General features: G+C 37.6%; 17 protein-coding genes. 5 read left to right on the forward strand and 12 right to left on the reverse strand.

The features are described from left to right. Positions 1 to 19: 19 nt before the first annotated feature. The 5 genes from hisA to H8S40_RS07950 form a co-directional block, all read right to left on the reverse strand. The gene (gene hisA / locus H8S40_RS07930; protein WP_118723534.1) at positions 20 to 811 is read right to left on the reverse strand and encodes a phosphoribosylformimino-5-aminoimidazole carboxamide ribotide isomerase; all 792 of its coding nucleotides are present in this window, start codon (positions 809 to 811) and stop codon (positions 20 to 22) included. A 170-nt stretch (positions 812 to 981) separates the two neighbouring features. Continuing rightward, positions 982 to 1,245: a hypothetical protein gene (locus tag H8S40_RS07935; RefSeq protein ID WP_118723533.1), complete on the reverse strand. Its 264-nt coding sequence runs from the start codon at positions 1,243 to 1,245 to the stop codon at positions 982 to 984. A gap of 109 nt (positions 1,246 to 1,354) precedes the next feature. Next, entirely contained in the window at positions 1,355 to 3,313 is a 1,959-nt protein-coding gene (locus tag H8S40_RS07940; protein WP_186864989.1) for a fructose-1,6-bisphosphatase, read from the reverse strand. Positions 3,314 to 3,376: 63 nt separating this feature from the next. Next, positions 3,377 to 4,135, reverse strand: coding sequence for a 4-hydroxy-tetrahydrodipicolinate reductase (dapB, locus tag H8S40_RS07945; RefSeq protein ID WP_118723531.1), 759 nt, complete (start codon positions 4,133 to 4,135; stop codon positions 3,377 to 3,379). A 220-nt stretch (positions 4,136 to 4,355) separates the two neighbouring features. Further along, the gene (locus tag H8S40_RS07950; protein WP_022075580.1) at positions 4,356 to 4,982 is read right to left on the reverse strand and encodes a single-stranded DNA-binding protein; all 627 of its coding nucleotides are present in this window, start codon (positions 4,980 to 4,982) and stop codon (positions 4,356 to 4,358) included. 228 nt (positions 4,983 to 5,210) lie between these two features. Here H8S40_RS07950 and typA point away from each other — a divergent pair, with 228 nt between their 5' ends. Together typA and hpf are read left to right on the forward strand one after the other, a co-directional pair. Continuing rightward, positions 5,211 to 7,037 (forward strand): translational GTPase TypA, encoded by a 1,827-nt coding sequence (gene typA / locus H8S40_RS07955; protein ID WP_022075581.1) that lies wholly within the window; start codon positions 5,211 to 5,213, stop codon positions 7,035 to 7,037. A 180-nt stretch (positions 7,038 to 7,217) separates the two neighbouring features. Continuing rightward, positions 7,218 to 7,775: a ribosome hibernation-promoting factor, HPF/YfiA family gene (gene hpf / locus H8S40_RS07960; RefSeq protein WP_118723529.1), complete on the forward strand. Its 558-nt coding sequence runs from the start codon at positions 7,218 to 7,220 to the stop codon at positions 7,773 to 7,775. 105 nt (positions 7,776 to 7,880) lie between these two features. Here the strand turns inward: hpf and H8S40_RS07965 are convergent, their stop codons facing one another. Beyond that, positions 7,881 to 8,531 (reverse strand): YigZ family protein, encoded by a 651-nt coding sequence (locus tag H8S40_RS07965; RefSeq protein ID WP_186864990.1) that lies wholly within the window; start codon positions 8,529 to 8,531, stop codon positions 7,881 to 7,883. Between the two features lie 177 nt (positions 8,532 to 8,708). Here H8S40_RS07965 and H8S40_RS07970 point away from each other — a divergent pair, with 177 nt between their 5' ends. Beyond that, positions 8,709 to 11,282: a transglycosylase domain-containing protein gene (locus H8S40_RS07970; protein ID WP_186864991.1), complete on the forward strand. Its 2,574-nt coding sequence runs from the start codon at positions 8,709 to 8,711 to the stop codon at positions 11,280 to 11,282. Positions 11,283 to 11,420: 138 nt separating this feature from the next. On the opposite strand, the gene hprK is transcribed toward H8S40_RS07970, so the two are convergent. From hprK to ftsH, 3 genes are all read right to left on the reverse strand, one after another. Next, positions 11,421 to 12,350, reverse strand: coding sequence for an HPr(Ser) kinase/phosphatase (gene hprK, locus H8S40_RS07975; RefSeq protein ID WP_118723526.1), 930 nt, complete (start codon positions 12,348 to 12,350; stop codon positions 11,421 to 11,423). Between the two features lie 86 nt (positions 12,351 to 12,436). Next, a complete protein-coding gene (uvrC, locus tag H8S40_RS07980) occupies positions 12,437 to 14,287 on the reverse strand; it encodes an excinuclease ABC subunit UvrC (protein WP_022075587.1) in 1,851 nt (616 codons plus the stop codon). 138 nt (positions 14,288 to 14,425) lie between these two features. Further along, the gene (gene ftsH, locus H8S40_RS07985) at positions 14,426 to 16,516 is read right to left on the reverse strand and encodes an ATP-dependent zinc metalloprotease FtsH (protein WP_186864992.1); all 2,091 of its coding nucleotides are present in this window, start codon (positions 16,514 to 16,516) and stop codon (positions 14,426 to 14,428) included. A gap of 205 nt (positions 16,517 to 16,721) precedes the next feature. On the opposite strand from ftsH, the gene H8S40_RS07990 reads away from it, so the two are divergent. Then, positions 16,722 to 18,200: a DUF1846 domain-containing protein gene (locus H8S40_RS07990; RefSeq protein WP_022075589.1), complete on the forward strand. Its 1,479-nt coding sequence runs from the start codon at positions 16,722 to 16,724 to the stop codon at positions 18,198 to 18,200. Between the two features lie 96 nt (positions 18,201 to 18,296). Beyond that, positions 18,297 to 19,925: a CTP synthase gene (pyrG, locus tag H8S40_RS07995; protein ID WP_022075590.1), complete on the forward strand. Its 1,629-nt coding sequence runs from the start codon at positions 18,297 to 18,299 to the stop codon at positions 19,923 to 19,925. Positions 19,926 to 20,133: 208 nt separating this feature from the next. Here pyrG and H8S40_RS08000 read toward each other — a convergent pair whose 3' ends face one another. The 3 genes from H8S40_RS08000 to H8S40_RS08010 form a co-directional block, all read right to left on the reverse strand. Continuing rightward, positions 20,134 to 21,420 (reverse strand): diaminopimelate decarboxylase, encoded by a 1,287-nt coding sequence (locus H8S40_RS08000; RefSeq protein ID WP_186864993.1) that lies wholly within the window; start codon positions 21,418 to 21,420, stop codon positions 20,134 to 20,136. Position 21,421: 1 nt separating this feature from the next. Then, a complete protein-coding gene (locus H8S40_RS08005) occupies positions 21,422 to 22,129 on the reverse strand; it encodes a TrmB family transcriptional regulator (protein WP_186864994.1) in 708 nt (235 codons plus the stop codon). A gap of 161 nt (positions 22,130 to 22,290) precedes the next feature. After that, positions 22,291 to 23,154, reverse strand: a complete 864-nt coding sequence (locus tag H8S40_RS08010) for a DMT family transporter (RefSeq protein WP_022076181.1) — start codon at positions 23,152 to 23,154, stop codon at positions 22,291 to 22,293.

Here is a 23,154-nt window from a genome sequence, read left to right on the forward strand (position 1 = left end):
TAATTGAGCTTAAATTCAATTACTGTTTCGTACAGTTTTGTATACTGCTTTTAACAATTTCGCGATATGATATTGATCCGCCAAATAAATCCAATGCACTTCCTATCGTATAATCCAATTTTCCGCCACAGGCTTCTTCAAATTTCTTCAAATCATCTATACTTCCAATACCCCCGGCATATGTAATCTTTGTACCATTCCACTTTCCGAGCATTTCGACGAGTTCCAGCTCCACTCCTGATGATTTTCCCTCTACATCCACACCATGGATTAGAAATTCATCACAATATTCTGCCAATTCATCTAGTGTTTTTTCATTCAATTTCACTTCCGTAAATGTCTGCCAACGATTTGTCACAACATAATAATCATTGTTTTTTTTGCGACAGCTCAAATCCAATACTAACTTTTCTTTTCCTGCTTCCTGCAATAACTTCTGTAAATTATCTTGATGAAATTTCCCATCTTGAAATACATAAGAAGTTACAATCACATGACTTGCACCTGCCTGCAAATATTCCTGTGCATTTTCCGCTGTTATCCCGCCACCGATCTGCATGCCTTTCGGATATGCCTGTAATGCTGATAGTGCTTGCTTTTTTGTCTCTTTATAATATTCTGAAGTCGGAGGATTCAGTAAAATAATATGTCCTCCTGACAATCCGTCTTTCTGATACATCTTTGCGTAATATGCAGCATCCAACTCTGAAGAGAAATTCGTTTTTGCTGTATCCCCTTTATCGCAAAGTGAACCGCCAACAATCTGTTTTACTTTTCCGTTATGTATATCAATACAAGGTCTGAATTTCATGGTATAATCCGCCTTTCTGCCTTTTAAATACTATTTCACATCATTTTGTGTCTCAACCACTTCACCATTTTATCATAGTAAAGTCAAAAAAGGAAGAGAAAACCAAATATCAGTTTCTCTCCCTCTATGTTACATGTTATTACTTTTAACGCATTTGCAAACGACTTTTTCTATCGTACTGTACCCTTATCCGTTGCTCCATTATCAGTCATATCATCTACTGCATCATCAATTCCCTCGGTCACATCATTTACTGCATCATCGATAATACCATCTCCATCCTTATCAGCCTTTGTATCAGCTCCTTGATCCGTAGTATTATTATTTCCCTGATCCGCAGCATTCATTCCGGTGTTTGTTGTTCCACATGCAGTCATACTTCCCATCAACAATACACTGACAACTAATAATATCGCCGTTTTCATTTTCTTCATTTTGATTCTTCCTTTCCATAAAAAATCTTGTACACTTACTATGTACTTTTTTATCGTTTTTATGTTTGGAAAAATCTTCCAAAAGAAAAATTTCTATAGATATACAACTTTATAGTTTTTCTTTCAATTCACCACTGCGATAAGCCGCCAACAGTACTTCCAAATCTGCTATCTGTTCTTTTAATTCTTTTCCGACATCGGTATTTTCAACAAGACTTCTTTGTACAACACGGCGGATCACCATACTTTCTGAATGAATATCACTTTCTTTTTCAATCGCAGATTCTGTTGATTCAAATGGTTCGTGCGCAACAAGCAACAATCCATAAGAATTGTAGATTAATGTATATCCGGCAATTCCTGTTTCTCGTTGATAAGCTTTTGAGAATCCACCATCAATTACCATGACTTTACCATTACATTTCACAGGACTTTCCCCGTTTTTTCTTTTAACCGGAACATGTCCATTAATAATATGCGTATCATCTGATTCAAAATCCAACCCAAACTCTTTCATAATAGATGCAATTACTTTTTCATTTTCTATATATTGATAGTATGGATTTTTCACCTCTGTATGAGTTTCTTTCTCCGCAAGAAAATATCGTTCGAAGGTTGCCATTTTATCCTTTCCAAACAATGGTGAATTCGGATTCAGCCAGATATACCACATGATATCTTTTCCGTTTTCACAATCCTCTCTGTTAACTGCGAAAAATCCTTTTCTTACATAACGCTCTAATGCATCATACAAAGACTTGCCTTTGAATTTTTTACTAAACAATGTTACTTCTTTCAAAGTTCCATCTTCATTTAATGGTACACACCCATGATACAACAAGTTATTGTTGTAGACCTTATACAAACTTCCTTTCGAAAGTAGAAAATGCATATGTTCCTGCAGTTTTTCGCATCCGGTAAACGCACGTTCCAATCGTTCCATTACATCTTCCTCGTCTGCCGATAACTGATATGGGTTCTTTGGATCGATCGTTGGGAAGTTTGTATCCAGCAATTTATACTCTTTTCCATCTAACGTAATAGTCCCTTTTTCATAATCAATCCGATGTAAAAGGGCGCGCTCTTCCAACCCAAATCCCGGCTGACGTCTGATTGTCTGTCCTTCAATTTTAAACTGAATAATTGAAATTGCTTTATGCATTCTCATATTCAGCTCCATCTCTGCCCTATTTGGATTGTCCGAACCTTTCAGCTTAAAGCAATCACACGGATCATCTCCATATACCTGAAGTGCAAATGTCGCTAATGGAAGGAGATTAATTCCATATCCATCTTCAAGAATATCCAAATTGCCATAACGTGCACAAATTCGGATTACATTCGCAATACATGCTAATTGTCCTGCCGCAGCTCCCATCCATACAACATCATGGTTGCCCCACTGAATATCCAGTGAATGATAACTCATCAGCTTATCCATAATAATATGTGGTCCCGGTCCTCTGTCATAAATATCTCCTACAATATGCAAATGATCTACAACCAGGCGCTGGATCAATGATGAAATCGCAATAATAAATTCTTCCGCCCGTCCAATTCGAATGATCGTCATTATAATCTCATTATAATAAGATTCTTTATCATTTATTTCTGAACGTTCTGTAATCAATTCTTCTATAACATAAGCAAAATCTTTTGGCAGTGCTTTCCTTACTTTGGAACGAGTATATTTGCTTGCTGCCCTCTTACTCACTTCAATCAAACGATACAGATTAATCTTGTACCAATCCTCCATATTTGATTCTGTCTTCTTTACTTGAGCTATCTTATCTTTCGGATAATAAATCAATGTTGCGAGGGATTGCTTATCCCTGCTGCTCAATGTATTTCCAAAAACATCATTAATTTTTCTCCTCACAGATCCCGAGCCATTCTTTAGTACGTGAGAAAACGCCTCATACTCTCCATGAACATCTGTAATAAAATGTTCTGTACCCTTTGGCAAATTCAAAATTGCCTGTAAATTGATAATCTCTGTAGATGCTGCTGCTATCGTTGGATATAGATCAGACAAACGATCCAGATACCTTTCTTCCAAATTTCTCATAAACGATTCCTTTTCCCCTGAGTTCATCTAACCTCAAGAACCTGTTTTTTATTTTTTATTCTATTAAAATGCAATTACGTCACTCATATCGTACATTCCAGCCGGTTTGCCTGCCAGATATTTTGCAGCTTCAACAGCCCCTTTTCCAAATACACTTCTGGAATATGCTGTGTGTTTAAACTCAATCACTTCATCTGTTCCGGCAAAAATCACTTCATGCTCTCCGACAATTGTTCCGGCACGAACTGCTGAAATACCAATTTCTTTTGAGTCGCGTTTCTGACGCACCTGGCTTCTGTCATAAACATAGTTGTATTCATTATTCAATGCATCATTAATAGAGTCTGCAAGTGCAAGTGCTGTTCCACTTGGCGCATCCAGTTTTTGATTGTGATGTTTTTCTACTAATTCAATATCATATCCTGCCGGTGCCAGCACCTTAGCGGCATCCTTCAAGAGCTTTAACAAAAGATTAATTCCCATAGACATATTCGCAGATTTTAAAATTGCAACTTTTTCAGAAGCTTCTTTAATTTTCTGCAGCTGTTCCTCTGAATAACCCGTCGAACAAATTACCGCCGGCACTTGCTTACTTATACAATAAGCCAACAATCCTTCCAATGCTGCAGCATTCGAAAAATCAATCACCACATCAACTTCTACATCACAATCTGCAAAACTTTTGAATACCGGATATGTATTCGAAATTCCAGTATAAGTATCTATTCCTGCCACGATTTCAACCTGCTCATCCTCTTTTACAAGACCTGTTATCATCTGTCCCATCTTTCCATTGCATCCACTCATCAAAACTCTTATCATGTTTCTATCCTCCTGTATTTCACTGCGTTCTAGTCTTTTTAACCCATATTCTGTCACTAAGTATGGCTGATAGCTTTTTATGTATTTAATCACTACTAACAAAAAGGATATCATATTTGAAGCAATTCCTCAAGAAATGATATCCTTTTAACGATCCCTTTTACCTAAAACAGATTACTGACCAATTTATATTATATAATATCAGCTTACTTTTTGTTTCTTATTCTATACATTCTAATTTGCTTACGGAAACTTCATATGCTGTTCTTGTTTCAGTTTCTGCCTCGGATAATTTTTTCACATAATTTCTGCTTTGAATTCTTCCAAGCAATTGTACGTGTTCTCCAACCTCAAATCCCGAAGCATATCTTGCATTTCTTCCCCAGCATATACAAGGAATATAATCTGATTTTCCATAAGGTCTGTTTACAGCCAGAAGCAAATCTGCAATTTCTCTTCCCAACGGAGTTTTTCTGTAAATTGGTTTTTTACAAATGTATCCTTCTAATAGGATATGATTTGTCTTCGCTCCATCCAGTTCTTCATCTACAAATTCCAGTTCACGGACAAACACAGACAATACCAATCGATTTTTTTGTTCTTCATGCCGGTTATACGAACGGAACTGCCCGGATACTTTAATAAATTCCCCGGTATAGTCCTGATTTACATCAATCAAACGTTCCGATATTGTGAGCGGAATCCGATCTTCCGAATTGCTCAATCGCTTCACCATAACATCCATTACATAAAATCCTTCTCCAAACACCTCATGGCTATATGTAAGAGGTGAAGCAACCTCTCCCATAATTGTTACCTGATTATTTTCAATAATCTTATCTGACATAATTTGTAATTCTCCCTTCCTCTTCGCGGTATTTTTAAGTCATTACTAAATCTATGTTCTTTAACACCTTTTTTAGAACAAATTTATCCCAAAATCGCTCGACAGCCGAAAACGACTTTTTTCGCAGACATATTTTTTACATATATAGGTATTGTAAATTTGAAATTTTGTGATAGAATAAAAAAGTTGTAACTTTATCATGATGTATTTAGGAAAGTGTGTGAAGCTATGAAAACAAAACGAGAAGATGTTAGAAATATTGCAATTATCGCTCACGTAGACCACGGCAAGACAACTCTGGTCGATGAGCTTTTAAAACAAAGCGGTGTATTCCGCGAGAATCAGGAAGTTGCTGAACGTGTCATGGACTCTAATGATATTGAGCGTGAACGTGGAATTACAATCCTGTCTAAAAATACTGCTGTATATTATAAAGGAACAAAAATCAATATCATCGATACACCGGGACATGCTGATTTCGGTGGTGAAGTAGAACGTGTATTAAAAATGGTAAATGGTGTTATTCTTGTTGTAGACGCATTTGAAGGTGCAATGCCACAGACAAAATTTGTACTGCGTAAAGCATTGGAATTAAATCTTCCGGTTATCGTATGTATCAATAAGATTGATAGACCTGAAGCCAGACCTGATGAAGTTATTGATGAGGTTCTGGAACTTTTTATGGATTTGGATGCATCTGAGGAGCAGTTAGATTGTCCATTTGTTTATGCATCTGCAAAAGCAGGTATTGCTGTGCTTGATCTTTCTGACGAAGAAAAAGATATGCAGCCTTTATTTGAAACAATCATTGATTATATTCCTGCTCCTGAGGGAGATCCAGAGGCTTCAACTCAGGTTTTGATCAGTACTATTGATTATAATGAATATGTAGGTCGTATCGGAGTCGGTAAGGTAGATAATGGAACAATTTCTGTAAATCAGGATGTTGTTGTTGTAAACCATCATGATCCGGATAAACAGCAGAAGGTTAAAATCAGCAAATTATATGAATTTGATGGATTGAATAAAGTAGAAGTAAAAGAAGCTACTATTGGTTCCATCGTTGCTATTTCCGGAATTTCAGATATTTCTATTGGTGATACAATTTGTTCTCCTGATAACCCGGTTGCTATCCCATTCCAGAAGATTTCTGAGCCTACAATTTCTATGCAGTTTATCGTAAACGACAGCCCTTTTGCAGGACAGGAAGGTAAATTTGTAACTTCCCGTCACCTCCGTGATCGTTTACTTCGCGAATTAAACACAGATGTAAGTCTTCGTGTAGAAGAAACAGAAAACGCCGACAGTTTTAAGGTTTCTGGACGTGGAGAATTACATTTATCTGTTTTAATCGAAAACATGCGCCGTGAAGGTTATGAATTTGCAGTCAGCAAAGCAGAGGTATTATATAAAACAGATGAAAACGGAAAGAAACTCGAGCCTATGGAGCTTGCTTACGTTGATGTACCGGATGAGTTTACCGGAACAGTTATTGATAAATTAAGCCAGAGAAAAGGTGAACTCCGCAGTATGGGAATGTCCAATGGAGGATATACTCGTCTTGAGTTCTCTATCCCAGCTCGTGGACTGATTGGATATCGTGGAGAATTTATGACAGATACAAAGGGAAATGGTATCTTAAATACAAGTTTCGAAGGTTATGCTCCATATAAGGGCGATATTCAGTATAGAAAACAGGGTTCCCTCATCGCTTTTGAGACAGGTGAATCTGTAACTTATGGTCTCTATAGTGCTCAGGAACGCGGAACATTATTTATCGGTGCCGGAGAAAAAGTATATTCTGGTATGGTTATCGGACAAAATGGTAAGACTGATGATATCGAATTAAATGTATGTAAGACCAAACATCTTACAAACACTCGTTCATCAAGTGCAGATGAAGCACTTCGACTGACACCTCCTCGTATTTTAAGTCTTGAAGAAGCATTGGACTTCATCGATACAGATGAACTTCTGGAAGTAACACCAAGCTCACTTCGTATCCGCAAGAAGATTCTTGATGCAAGAATGCGTAAAAGAAGTAATATAAAATAATATTTTAAGGCGGACGGTAACTATTCTGTCCGCTTTTATTTTTTTGAGTTTTTTGATTTTTTCACTCTTTTTTCAGACAATTTCTCTGTACAATCATTCAATCATATGTTATAATCCCTATATAAATACAGATGATTTCATTATTTTTCTGTATAATATGAACAAAAGGAGTTGATTGGCATGAAATTTATTATCAGCGGAAAGAACATCGAGGTAACACCTGGATTAAAAGACACAGTCGAACAAAAATTAGGAAAACTTGAGAGGTATTTCACTCCTGAAACCGAAATCATTGTAACACTTAGCGTAGAAAAAGATCGTCAGAAGATTGAAGTAACAATTCCTGTAAAAGGAAACATTATTCGTTCAGAACAGACAAGCAGCGATATGTATGTATCCATCGACCTTGTAGAAGAAGTGATTGAACGTCAGCTTCGAAAATACAAAAACAAACTGGTAGCGAGAAGTCAGGGTCATCCTACCGCTTCTTCATCAGGCAATAATTTCAAAAAAGAATTTTTTGAATCCGATGACGATTCTTCTGAAACAGATGAAGTTAAGATTGTACGTACAAAACGTTTTGGAATTAAACCAATGTATCCGGAAGATGCTTGCATCCAGATGGATCTTCTCGGACATAACTTCTTCGTATTTTCTAATGCAGAAACAGATGAAGTTAATGTTGTATATAAAAGAAAAGATGGTTCTTTCGGTTTGATCGAACCAGAATTTGATTAATTTTTAAATTCGTAAGTTTTAAACTTACATAAATAAGTTCAGAGCAGGGACAATTATTTAAACTAATTTGTTCCTGCTCTGTTTCGTTATAACGCTTTTTATTTATCAATTATCAAACTGGATCACTTGTCCCTCCACATTAGCAAAACTGCACTCTTCTATTCTCTCGGCTACAGTTTGTCCATTTGTCACTTCCGTAATATCATGTTGAAGTACAGTTTCCTCCTCTTTTGATATGTAAACAAAAATCTCCACATTATCCTGATATACTGAGTCTATAATCTGAATTCCTTTTTGTCCCAATAAATATTGGATTTTACCAAGAGTGGTATAATCCGTCTGAATTTTCACTTTATACCCTTGTGTTTTTGTAACAATCGTGCTGACTGCGATTCCTTCCTGTGCTGCTTGTGTATAAGCACGTACCAGACCGCCTGTTCCAAGCAATGTTCCTCCAAAATAACGTGTCACAACAATTAGAACATTATGAATTTCATTTCCTCGTATCACTTCCAGAATAGGTTTTCCTGCTGTGCCACTAGGCTCTCCATCATCGCTGCAACGCTCCTGAACTTGTTCGTCTCCGATTGCATATGCCCAACAATGATGTCTCGCATCCCAATATTTCTTCTTAACTTTTTCTAAAATTTGAAGTGCTTCTTCCTCTGAAGAAACTGAAAATATATCTGCAATAAATCTTGATTTCTTTTCAACGATTTCGGCACTGTTCCCCTGATAGACTATTTTTATATTCATTTACCTATAATTGCTCCTTTTTTACCATTTCTCACGGTTTCCATTATACTAAAGCAGAAGAAAACTACAAGAATTTATTAAAAATTTTTATCTATATATAAACTTTTTATTTTCTACTTTATTTAGAATACTAATTTTGATATAATAGAAACTAATGAATAAAGGAGGAAATTATTCATGAATTACGGAAAAAACAATCTTACACGGAGGAAAAAGTCGATCTCCTCGAAAAAAAAGATGAAGAAAAAGCGGGTTTGGGTACGTTTTTTTAAAGCTCTCCTTATCTGTATTCTTCTTCTCGCAGTAATTGGTGTTGCAGGCGTCGGCATATTTACCAAGAAGATTATCGATAACACTCCAACAGTAACTCCTGCAGATGTAAAGCCAAGCGCTTTTGTAACCACTGTTGTTGCCGAATCAGATGGTTCTGTTTTGGAAGAATTCAAACAGTCTGGTTCTAACCGAATTTATAAAAATATCGATGAAATTCCGGTTAATCTCGCACATGCTTTTGTAGCAATTGAGGACGAGCGTTTTTATCAGCATAATGGTATTGACTTACGTGGTATCGCACGTGCAGCAGTTGTCGGTATCACATCCGGAGACTTTTCGGAAGGTGCCAGTACACTTACACAGCAGTTGATCAAAAACAATGTATTTCCAAACTTCATAGATGAAAAAACATTTTATGATCGTTTAGAGCGAAAGATACAGGAGCAATATCTTGCAATTGCCATCGAAAAGCAAATGTCAAAGGATGAAATTTTGGAAGCGTATATGAATACGATCAATCTTGGACAAGGTTGTCTTGGTGTTCAGGCTGCTTCGATGCGTTATTTTGGAAAAGATGTTTCACAGCTGACACTTTCTGAATGTGCTGTTATTGCCGGTATCACTCAGAACCCAACCGAGTTTGATCCGGTTGTATATCCTGATAATAATTCGAAACGTCGCAACAAAGTTTTGAAGAATATGTTAGAACAAGGATATATCACTCAGGCTGAATATGACGAAGCAAAAGCCGATCCGGTTTACGAACGCATTTTGCCTAATGCTTCTATAACTGATACAACACCTTATTCTTATTTCAATGATGATTTGTCTCAACAGATTATCAAAGACTTGATGGAACGAAAAGCTTACACAGAGACGCAGGCTTACAACGCTCTTTACAGTGGTGGTCTTACAATTACTTCTACTCAGGATCCTGCAATCCAGCAGATTTGTGATGAAGAAGTTGCCAATGATGCTGTTTATCCTGTTGGAACTGAATATGGTCTGGAATACGCAATGACAATTTATCGTGCTGACGGCTCTGTTGAAAACTATAGTAAAGAGATGCTTGCTGATTATATTCGAAATGCGTGGGGACGTGAATATCCACTTATTTATTCTTCACCGGATGAAGCTTATACTGCTATCAATGAATACAAATCAACATTGAACATTGCTGAAGGCGAAACTGTTGATGAAAGTGTTGATATCACTCCACAGCCACAGGTTTCTGTCGTAGTTATGGAGCAATCTACCGGAAAAGTAAAAGCAATAGTCGGCGGCCGAGGTCAAAAAACATCCAGTCTTTCATTGAATCGTGCAACCGATTCAACCAGACAGCCTGGTTCATGTTTTAAAGTATTATCCACATATGCTCCGGCATTGGATTCAGCCAAATATACACTAGCTTCTCCACTTAAGAATGCTGGTCCTTATGTGTATTCAGACGGCTCGAAAGCTGAAAACTGGGACAAAGTATATCCGGGAACTTCTACAATGCGCTACTCTATCGAACACTCGATCAACGTTGCCGCATTAAATACAATTACAGACATCGGTCCACAGACAGCTTATGATTATTTGATTAACTTTGGATTTTCTACTCTGGTAAATTATGACAACGATAACTTCCCTGGAATGACGGATGTTCTGCCTTCTACAGCTTTAGGTGGTATTACACGTGGTGTATATAACATTGAGTTAACAGCTGCATATGCAACAATTGCAAACAATGGAACTTATATCAAACCAATTTTATATACAAAGGTTGTCGATCATGATGGAAATGTTCTGCTGGATAACAGCACTCCTGATTCACATCAGGTAATCAAGGATTCTACTGCTGCTTTACTGACAAGTGCAATGCAGGATGTAATCAATAAAGGTACCGGTACTGCTGCTCGTCTGGATGGTATGCCAGCTGCAGGAAAGACAGGTACAACTGAAAAAAGTAATGACTTATGGCTTGCTGCTTATACTCCTTATTATACCGCTTCTGTATGGGGTGGATACGACTGTAACAAACCAATGGAAAATATTTATAATCAGTATTGGCATGAAGTAATTTGGAAGAACATTATGACAAGAATTCATGCAGGACTTCCTTCTAAGGACTTTACGATGCCATCTTCTGTTCAACAGAAAACGATTTGTACACAGACAGGATATTTGGCAACTTCAAGTTGTCCGTCATTCACTGAATATTTTGCAGAAGGAACCGGTCCGACTCAGAGCTGTGCCGGTCACGTAACATCAAAACCAGCTGATTCGGATAAGACAAAGAAAACAGAGGACTCGGATGAGAAAAACGATGATAATGACAGTTCATCAGACAATAATACATCATCCGGCACTAATTCAGGTAGTGATTCTTCCAATAGTAATAGTAATACTACAACTACCACTCCTGGTGGTGATTCTAGCGGAGGTACAACCTCTGGCGGTGATAGTTCAGGAACTGATAGTTCAGGTCAGTAATTTATCTCAGTGGGAGTCCAATCTCCGACTGAGATAAACGCTCCGCGAGGATGCACAGTGATTCTAAAAATATTACAAAAAGAAATCCGGCAAAGGTATATTTCCCTTGTCGGATTTCTTTTTATATCTCATTTAATATTATCTGTTCTTTGCAAGATTCTCCTGTACTCTCTTATATAATTCCTGAGCTGCGTTATATCCCATCTGTTTTTGTCTATGGTTGACAGCTGCTGATTCTACTATAATGGCAAGATTACGTCCCGGACGGATTGGAATATTATGGCATACCACTTTATTTCCAAGGAATTCTGTATAACTTTCTTCAAGTCCTAAACGATCATATTCTTTTTCTCTGCTCCAGTCTTCCAAAGTAATAACCAAATCAATATTCTGCGTTTCACGTACACTTTGAACACCAAACATAGATTTTACATCCACGATACCAATACCTCGAAGCTCGATAAAATGTCTTGTAATATCCGGTGCTGAACCTACAAGTGTCTCATCACTTACTTTACGAATCTCCACCACATCATCTGTCACAAGACGATGTCCACGTTTGATCAGTTCCAAAGCGGCCTCACTTTTTCCTATGCCACTCTCACCCATAATCAAAACACCAACACCATAAACATCCACTAATACTCCATGAATAGAAATACATGGCGCAAGTTTTACGTTCATCCAACGAATCAATTCTGCCATAAATCCAGATGTCTGTTTTTCTGTCTGAAAAATCGGAATATCCTGTTTCGCTGCTTTCTCGATAAGTTCCTTATCCGGCTCCAGATTTCTGCTAAATACAATACAAGGAACTTTATATGTCACCAATTCATCGTATATTTTTATCTTTCTTTCATAATCTAAAGTCTGCAAATAAGTGTATTCCACGTATCCGATAATCTGCACACGATCTGAATCAAAATGATCAAAGAAACCTGATAGCTGTAATGCCGGTCTGTTTACCTCCGGAATACTTACCTCTTTTCCTTTCAACTCAACTGTTGGTGTCAGATTTTTTAATTCCATTTTTTCTGCTAATTCACTTAATTTCACACCATGTCCCATAACTTTTCTCCTCTTCTAGCTATTATTTTCATTCATTTTACTGTAGTCTTTGGACTTTTTAGCTTAGCTTTGTATCTATTTTAACACTAATGAAAAAATTTGTATACAGATTCTGCTGCCTTTTCATTCATTGATGGTATTCGAGCTAATTCTTCAACTGTAGCAGCTTTAATTGCCTCCAGGCTGACAAATTCTCGCATTAAACTCTTTCTTCTTGAAGGTCCGATTCCTTCAATATCATCTAATATTGAATGTACCTGTCCTTTTCCTCTCAATTGTTTATGATATTCGATTGCAAATCGATGTGCCTCATCTTGAATTCGCGTAATCAAACGAAATGCTTCTGAAGAACGATCAATTGTAATCTCTTCATTTTGAAAATAGAGTCCTCTTGTTCTATGATGATCATCTTTGACCATTCCACAAACCGGGATATTCAAATGAAGTGCATCTAAAACCTCCAACGCAATATTTACCTGTCCTCTTCCTCCATCCATTAAGATTAAATCTGGAAATACTGTGAACCCGCCTACCTCTTTACTTTCTTCTTTTTCTTTCAGTCCATGCATAAATCTTCTTGTCAAAACCTCTCGCATACTTGCATAATCATCTGCACCTTTTACACCTTTAATCTTGAACTTACGATAATCATTCTTCTTTGGTTTCCCACGTTCATAAACAACCATTGAGCCTACCGATTCAAACCCATTTGTATTTGAAATATCATATGCTTCCATACGATATATATCCTGCACTCCAATTAATTTTTCGATTTCCTTTACGGCACCGATTGTCCGTCCTTCTTCTCTTTTAAGACGTTCCTTATCTTTCGTAAGAACCATTTTTGCATTATTTTCTGCGAGTTCCACCATTTTTTCCTTGGTTCCTTTTTTAGGGACAAGAATAGACACCTTAGCACCACGCTTTGCAGAAAGCCACTCTTCAAGTAAACTACTATCCTCCAGCACTTCCTGAACCATTAAAACACTTGGAATAAATGGCGTTCCTGCATAATACTGCTTGATAAAACTATCTATAATATTTGCTTTTAATTCATCCTGCTGAATTTTTAAATAAAAGTGATCACGTCCGATCAGTCGTCCGCCACGTATAAAAAAGACTTGCACAACGGCATCTTCCTTATCCGTTGCCACAGCCAGAATATCTCTATCCTCCCAACTGCTGTCCGTAATCTTTTGTTTCTGTGCAATTTTATTCACACTATTCAATAATTCTCTGTATTCTATTGCTTTCTCAAATTCCATTTCTTCTGATGCCTTAAGCATTTTCTCTTCCAGCTCTTTTTGAATCGGTGCATAATTTCCTCCCAAAAAGCGTAACACTTCCGCTATTGATTTTCCGTATTCTTCTTGTGATATATACCCCTGACAAGGTGCATCGCATTGTTTAATATGATAATTTAAGCAAGGTCTTTCTTTTCCTATATCCTTTGGAAGGCTTCTATTACAGCTTCGTATATGATATAGCTTATGCAATAATTCAATTGTATCTCTTACCGCCTGACTGCTTGTAAATGGTCCAAAATACTTTGCTTTATCTTTCAACATCTTCCGTGCCAGCATAACTCTTGGATAGGGTTCGTTTGTTGTAACCTTTATAAATGGATATGCCTTATCATCCATCAGCATCGTATTATATTTTGGATGATGTTCTTTAATCAAATTACACTCTAAAACCAGCGCTTCCAATTCAGAATCCGTTACGATATATTCAAATCTACGAATATGCGTAACCATTTGTTCAATTTTCACACTTTTATTTCGGCTGCTTTGAAAATATTGACGAACACGATTTTTCAGACTGATGGCTTTTCCCACATATATAATGTGATCCTTTTCATCATGCATCAAATAGACGCCAGGCTTTCCAGGTAATTTCTTTAATTCTTCCTCTATATTAAAATTCTGTTCCTGCATTCGTTTTTCACCTCTCCCACTGAGACAAATTTGCTGTTACTCACCACCTGAAAGAGGTGGGAGTCTTCTCGACTGAGATAAAAAAACAGGGATAAACTCATCCCTGCTTTTTACTACTCTTCCATCACATCTGGCTTTTTAAGCTTCTGCATCTTCTGTCTCATCTGTATTATCAACTTCTGCATCTTCTGTCGGTTTCATCACAATTCTGTCTTCTTTCTTTTCTTGTGACTCATCTGGTTCAGGGATTCCCTTCACTTCACGGAAAATCTTCATAAATTCTTTTCCTGTGATGGTTTCTTTCTCAATCAAGAATGCTGCGATTTTATCCAAAACTTCTCTGTTCTCGGTCAACAATGATTTTGCCTCATCATAAGCTTTCTTCAGCATCTCCATAACTTCTTTATCTATCTCTGCAGCCGTTGCTTCCCCACAATTCATGACCGCACGACCATCCAAATATCTGTGCTGCACGGATTCCAGACCAATCAAGCCAAACTTTTCAGACATACCATACTGCGTGATCATTGCTCTTGCAATCTTTGTAGCCTGCTCTATATCATTAGATGCTCCTGTTGTAACAGTATCGAAAACAATTTCCTCTGCCGCACGACCTGCCAATGCCCCTACAAGCATTGCCTCTAATTCTTTCTTTGTATTCAAGAATTTCTCTTCTTCCGGTGTTTGCATTACATATCCAAGAGCCCCCATTGTTCTAGGCACGATTGTAATTTTCTGAACCGGCTCTGCATCTTTTTGAAGAGCACTCACCAACGCATGTCCGACTTCGTGATATGAAACAATTCGGCGTTCCTCGTTGCTCATAATTCTGTCTTTTTTCTCTTTTCCAACCAGAACTACTTCAACTGCCTCAAATAAATCTTTCTGACTTACAACCTGACGTCCATGCTTAACTGCATTGATCGCAGCTTCATTGATCATATTAGCAAGATCTGAACCAACCGCTCCTGATGTAGCCAATGCAATTGCTTCCAAATCAACAGTCTCATCCATCTTAACATCTTTTGAATGTACTTTTAAAATCTCCACACGGCCTTTCAAATCCGGTTTATCAACAATGATTCTTCTGTCGAAACGTCCTGGTCTTAAAAGTGCCGGATCCAGCACTTCCGGTCTATTTGTTGCTGCTAAAAGCAAAAGACCTTTATTTGTATCAAATCCATCCATCTCCGCCAAAAGCTGATTCAATGTCTGCTCTCGTTCATCATTACCGCCGCCCATAGCTGTATCACGGCTTTTACCAATCGCATCAATCTCATCAATAAACACAATACATGGTGCCATCTGCTGAGCCTGTTTAAATAAATCTCGTACTCTGGATGCTCCTACACCAACATACATCTCCACAAATGCAGAACCCGATAACGAGAAAAATGGAACCTTTGCCTCTCCAGCAACAGCCTTGGCAAGCAAAGTCTTACCTGTTCCCGGAGGGCCTACAAGTAATGCTCCTTTTGGAAGTTTTGCTCCGATACCTGTATATTTACCCGGGTTATGCAGGAAATCAACTACCTCCTGCAAAGACTCTTTTGCTTCATCTTCACCTGCAACATCCTGGAATGTCACTCCGGTTTCTTTCTCCACATATACTTTCGCATTGCTCTTTCCTATTCCCATCATACCGCCACCTTTGGTCATGCGTTTCATAAGGAAATTAAACAATATCATAAGTAATACAATTGGAAGAATTACTGTTACAAACATTTCAAATATGATAGAAGACATTGTATCAGGAATTTCCTGCTCATAGTCTACCCCGGCATTATACAAACGTTCTGGCAGTGAATCATCATTCACTATCCCCGTATAATAATCCGGTTCTTTTGTGCTCTCCATATCACTTTCTGAAACACCAAGCTGCTTTGCCAGATCATCTGCCAAGTCTTGTGCTTCCTGTAATGTACTGTTCTCAGTTGTCGCAGACTCAGTTGAATTCTGCGTAGTATCGTCGTCGTCCAGTTCTTCTTTTACTGATACGCCATCTTTTAATGTAATATAAATTCTTGATGAACTGATCTTAACTTTATCAACTTTTCCATCATCTACCATTTTCAGAAATTTATAATAGCTGATTTCCTGCGGATTCTTATCCTGCATCAATGAATACAGCCCCATTACAACAAAAATAGCCAGTAAGGTGGTAATTATGATCACACTCCATCCCTGCCGGTTATTTCTAGGCTTATTGTTATTATTTTGATTATCCATTCTGTTCCTCCTAAAGTCCACTGTTATCATTATAAATTCCACAAACTTATAAATCAATAAAAAAATAGTGAAAATATTGTAAACAACAGCAATTATATAGTATACTATAGCATGTAGGATTTTTTCTTGTTACTTTTTGTCATAAAATGTAAGGAATCTTCCTATCAAGAAAAATCAATGTCATTAAATATAAAGAGAGGTCAACATGAAAATAGGTTTTGATAATGAAAAGTATCTAAAAATGCAGTCCGAACATATTCGTCAAAGAATTGAACAGTTTGATCATAAATTGTATCTTGAATTTGGCGGTAAACTTTTTGACGACTATCATGCATCCAGAGTTCTTCCGGGATTTCAGCCGGACAGTAAACTTCAGATGCTGAAGCAATTAAGTTCTCAGGCGGAAATCATCATTGTAATCAGCGCTAAAGATATCGAAAAAAATAAAGTGCGTGGTGATCTGGGGATCACTTACGATTCCGATGTTCTTCGTCTTATGGATTCTTTCCATGATAATGGACTTTACGTAGGCAGTGTCGTAATCACTCAATTTTCCGGTCAGGAAAGTGCACTGATGTTTAGAAACCGTTTGGAAAAACTCAACATTAAAGTTTATATGCACTACAATATCCCTGGTTATCCTTCCAATGTGGCACAGATTGTCAGTGATGAAGGCTATGGAAAAAATGATTATATTGAAACAACCAGACCTCTGGTCATTATTACTGCACCAGGTCCTGGAAGCGGTAAGATGGCAACTTGTCTGTCTCAGTTATATCATGAGCATAAAAGAGGAATTCATGCAGGATATGCCAAATTTGAAACATTCCCTATCTGGAATCTTCCATTAAGCCATCCTGTTAATCTTGCTTATGAAGCTGCAACTGCCGATTTAAATGATATCAACATGATTGATCCATACCATTTAGAAGCATACGGGGAAACAACCGTAAATTACAACCGTGATGTAGAGATTTTCCCTGTACTCAATACTATTTTCCATAAAATTTATGGAAAGAGCCCTTACAAATCTCCTACTGACATGGGAGTCAACATGGCTGGAAATTGTATTTGTGATGATGAGGCATGCCGCGAAGCATCACGTCAGGAAATTATTCGTCGCTACTATGAAGCAAAGAACGCGATTTTAAAAGGAACCTGTTCTGAAGAGACAATACAAAAGCTGGAACTTCTTATGAGTCAGGTAGACGTAACAGTTCAGGATCGCCCTGTTGTTGCAGCAGCAATGAGCCGTGCCGAAGAGACAAATGGTCCTGCTGCTTCTCTTGAACTTCCTGATGGTAAAATCGTAACCGGTAAGACATCTGCTCTCCTTGGTGCGTCCGCTGCACTTTTGCTTAACGCAATCAAGGAACTCGCTGGTCTGGACCATGAACTCCAGATTATTTCACCAGAGTCTATCGAACCGATTCAAAAGCTTAAGACAGAATACTTAAGAAGCCAGAACCCTCGTCTGCATACAGATGAAGTATTGATTGCACTTTCTGCGAGTGCTGCTTCAAGAAAGGATGCTGCACTTGCATTACAGCAGCTTCCTAAATTACGTGGATGTCAGGCTCATACTTCTGTTATGTTGTCTAATGTCGACATTAAAATATTTAAAAAATTAGGTGTTCAGCTTACCTGTGAGGCAGTCTATGAGAACGGACATGTCTATCACTAAAAAATAGGACTGTACTTTCCTTTATCTAAGTATACTTTTTGTAATTTAGGGGAATATAACAAATTTACTTTAGAGATTTATACTAAGGAGGATAATATGGCAGTAAAATATGTATTTGTCACCGGAGGTGTCGTATCCGGTCTTGGAAAAGGAATCACAGCAGCATCTCTCGGTCGTCTTTTGAAGGCCCGCGGATATACTGTGACAATGCAAAAATTTGATCCTTATATTAATATTGATCCGGGAACAATGAATCCCGTTCAGCACGGAGAAGTCTTCGTAACAGATGATGGTGCTGAAACAGACCTTGACCTTGGACATTATGAACGTTTTATCGATGAGAATCTTACTAAGAACTCGAATGTCACAACAGGTAAAATTTATTGGTCTGTATTACAGAAAGAACGTCGTGGCGATTTCGGTGGAGGTACCGTTCAGGTTATTCCACATATTACAAACGAGATCAAAAGCAGATTTTACCGTAATCCTGCTGCTACAGATACTGAAATCGCGATTATTGAGGTCGGTGGTACTGTCGGAGATATTGAGAGTCAACCATTTCTTGAATCCATCCGTCAGTTTCAACATGAAAAAGGAGCAGAAAATGTTATTCTGATCCACGTTACTTTAATTCCTTACCTGAGAGCATCTCAGGAGATGAAAACAAAACCAACTCAGGCAAGCGTAAAAGAATTGCAGGGAATGGGAATTCAGCCGGACATCATCGTATGCCGCTCTGAATACCCATTGGACGCGGGAATGAAAGACAAAATTTCTTTGTTCTGCAATCTTCCTGCTAATCATGTATTGCAAAACCTTGATGTGGATTACTTATATGAAGCTCCACTTGCTATGGAAAAAGAGCACCTGGCACAGGTTGTCTGCGAATCCCTGCATTTGCCTTGTCCAGAGCCAAATTTAAAAGACTGGACAGAAATGGTAGATAATTTGCGTCATCCGACACAGGAAGTTACTGTTGCACTTGTCGGAAAATACATCCAGCTTCATGATGCTTATATCAGTGTGGTAGAAGCATTAAAGCACGGAGGTATCTATAGTCATACTACTGTAAATATCAAGTGGGTTGATTCTGAAACTGTTACATCTGAAAATGTGGAAGAAATCCTTGGTGATGTAAGCGGTATTTTAGTACCTGGCGGATTTGGAGATCGTGGTATTGAAGGAAAAATCGAAGCAATTAAATATGCCAGAACACATAATGTTCCATTTCTTGGTCTTTGCCTTGGTATGCAGCTTTCTATTGTTGAATTTGCAAGAGACGTTATCGGCTACAATGATGCTCACAGCATGGAATTAAATCCAAATACAACGCATCCTGTCATCCATATTATGCCTGACCAGATTGGTATCGAAGATATCGGAGGAACATTAAGACTCGGATCATACCCTTGCGTACTGAAAGAGGATTCTAAAGCTTATGCATTGTATGGAACAAAAGATATCAACGAACGTCATCGTCATCGTTATGAAGTCAACAACGATTATCGCGAAGTATTGGAAGAGAACGGCATGATGCTTTCAGGTCTTTCTCCTGACGGACGTATTGTAGAGATGATTGAAATTCCATCTCACCCTTGGTTCATTGCAACACAGGCACATCCTGAGTTAAAATCCAGACCAAACAAACCACACCCACTATTCAAGGGATTTGTGGAAGCATCTTTAAAATTTTCAAATACAGCATCAGGAAAGACGCTTTCCTAATATAAGACAATAAAAAAAGAGCCACGCGGCTCTTTTTTTATTATTATTTATCTTAGTCGAGAAGACTCCCACCTCTTCAGGTGGTGAGTAATAGCAAATTTGTCTCAGTGGGAGTCCAATCTCCGACTAAGATAAACGCTCCGCGAGGATGCGCAGTGATTCTGATAGGAATATGTCAGCTTCGCTGACCAGAATCACGCGCTAAGTCTCACGGACGTTCGACTTTATTTATTAATTTCTTTCCAATATCAAAACAATCAAATGTCGCAAAATAATCTGCCGGTGTCTCTGCACGGCGAATCAGCTGTACACTTCCATCTTCTTTCAAAAGCAATTCTGCTGATTTTAATTTTCCATTATAATTATATCCCATTGAAAAGCCGTGTGCCCCTGTATCATGAATAACCAGGTAATCTCCTTTATCAATCTTTGGAAGCATACGGTCAATTGCAAATTTATCATTATTTTCACACAGGGATCCTGTAATATCGTATTTATGATCACATGGCTGGTCTTCTTTCCCCATTACAGTAATATGATGATATGCACCATACATTGCAGGACGCATCAAATTCACAGCACATGCATCTACACCGATATATTCTTTATGTGTATGTTTCTCATGGATTGCTTTTGTAACCAGACATCCATAAGGTCCCATCATAAAACGACCTAATTCTGTATAAATTGCAACATCTCCCATTTTGGCAGGAACAAGAACTTCTTCATATACACGACGGACACCTTCTCCAATTGCACGAATATCATTTGGTGTCTGGTCTGGTTTATAAGGGATTCCAATACCGCCTGAAAGATTAATAAACGTAATATGTGCTCCAGTCTCTTTCTGAAGTTTAACTGCTTCTTCAAACAACACCTTCGCAAGCATTGGATAATAATCATTTGTCACTGTATTACTTGCAAGAAATGCATGAATTCCAAATTCTTTTGCTCCTTTAGACTTCAGGATCTTATATGCCTCTGTCATTTGTTCTGTTGTCATTCCATATTTTGCATCTCCGGGATTATCCATAATATCGTTACTTATCTTAAACAATCCACCCGGATTATAACGACAGCTGATTCTTTCCGGAATATGTCCAATTGCTTTCTCCAGGAAATCAATATGTGTAATATCATCTAAATTGATTGTGGCACCCAATTTATCTGCATACTGGAATTCTTCCATCGGTGTATCATTTGATGAAAACATAATATCCTGTCCTACTGCTCCCATTGCCTCTGAGAGCATCAATTCAGTATATGAAGAGCAGTCGCACCCACATCCATATTCTCTTAAAATCTGGATTAAAAATGGATTTGGTGTTGCTTTGACAGCAAAATATTCTTTATATCCCGGATTCCATGCAAATGCTTCTTTCAATGCCTTTGCATTTTCACGAATTCCTTTTTCATCATAAAGATGAAAAGGTGTTGGATATGTTTTTGTAATTTCTTCAATCTGCTCTTTTGTCACAAATGGTTTTTTACTCATCTTATTGCTTCTCCTTACTTAATGTCATTAGTTTTATCTCATTCGCCAATGCATTTTTATAAAGCATCACGAAATTCTTTTTTCCGGAATAAAGGCAGGTATTCATACTTCCTTTCCCATACTCACCTGTCAGCACATGTTTGGAATCTGTAATAATTCCAATCTGTTTTCCCTTTGAATCACCGATATATACTTGTACATTTTCCAATGGACAGACTCCATCCGTAATGATCACAACCTTTTTGCCCTGCTGTTCCAATTTCATTAATTCCTCTTGAAATTCACTTAAATATAGATATGAACAGGAAAGATATACCCTCTCCTCTGTCTCATTCAAAAGATTATGTATCTTATTACTGATATTGCTCTCTCCTTCAATTGTAATATACCCTTCCTCATCCACATAAGAACTCGGAAGATTTTCAAGCATCCAGGCTTTCTCTTCTTGCATGCGTCTGATACTGTTTTCACAGAACTCTTCCAGTGCAACCGGAATATACTTCTTGGCATTCTCCTCTAAAATATAAGCCGCACCTTTTTCTGTCAGTGCAGCCAGTGCACTATAAGCATTCGATCTGGAAATTCCTGTTGCTTTCGCTATCTCATACCCTGTCTGTTTCCCATCTGTCAACAATCTGTGATACACAATTGCCTCTTGTCTTGTCAATCCATAGTGGATCAAACATTCTATAAACTGATGTTCATCCATTGTAGTACACCATCCTTGTTTTTACTAGTAGTTCTTTCTAGGAACACTATACAGCCAGTCTTTCTATTTGTCAATATTTAAGAGCTATTTTATGAATTATTATCAACTACGAGAAAAAGAGTTACTATTTTCTTTTCCAAAAATAGTAACCCTTTTGTATTTTATTCTTTATTCTTATTATATAAAAACATGACTACTGCCATTGTGCAGATGATAATATATCCAATCCAGCTATAGATATCCGGAACCTGTCCAAATATAATAAATCCAAGCAATGCTGAAAAAATAATCTGTGAGTAGTCATATACAGAAATTTCTTTTGCAGGTGCATGAAAATACGCTGCTGTAATACTAAACTGTCCGCCACTTGCCGCCAGACCTGCAAAAAGTAAACACACGATCTGCATTATTGACATCGGATGATAATCTACGATTAAAAATGGTAATGTAGCAATACATGAAAATGAGGAAAATACAAATACGATAAATGGACCTTTTTCACCTTTTTGACCTAACACACGTACGTATGTATATGCGACTCCTGCCCCTAATCCACCTAACAAACCAATGAGTGATGCCGGCTCTGAAAAGATTGCAGGTGTCGGTTTAATGATTAACAAACTTCCCAGAAATGCACCGATAACAATCAATGCCTGCGGAATTTTCACCTTTTCTTTCAATATCAAAGCACTAAATATAATAGCAAAAAACGGAGACATTTTATTAAGCATAGAAGCATCTGACAGCACCAGATGATCTACTGCATAAAAATTGCATAAAATCCCGATTGTTCCTGCAAGTGAACGTATAAATAAATATTTTACATTTTCTTTTTTTCCTGAAAATCCAATCCTATCTTTCTTTAAGAGTACAAATGCAAATATCAACGCTACCAGGTTTCTGAAAAAACTTTTTTGAACAGATGGCAAATCTCCGGCTAATCTCACAAACATCGCCATCAGTGCAAAACAAAATGCAGAAATAATAATATAAAGAATTCCCATATATTTCTTTTTTGTTTTCAT

The organism is Ruminococcus hominis, assembly GCF_014287355.1.
In the GTDB taxonomy this organism is placed as follows: Bacteria; Bacillota; Clostridia; order Lachnospirales; family Lachnospiraceae; genus Schaedlerella; species Schaedlerella hominis.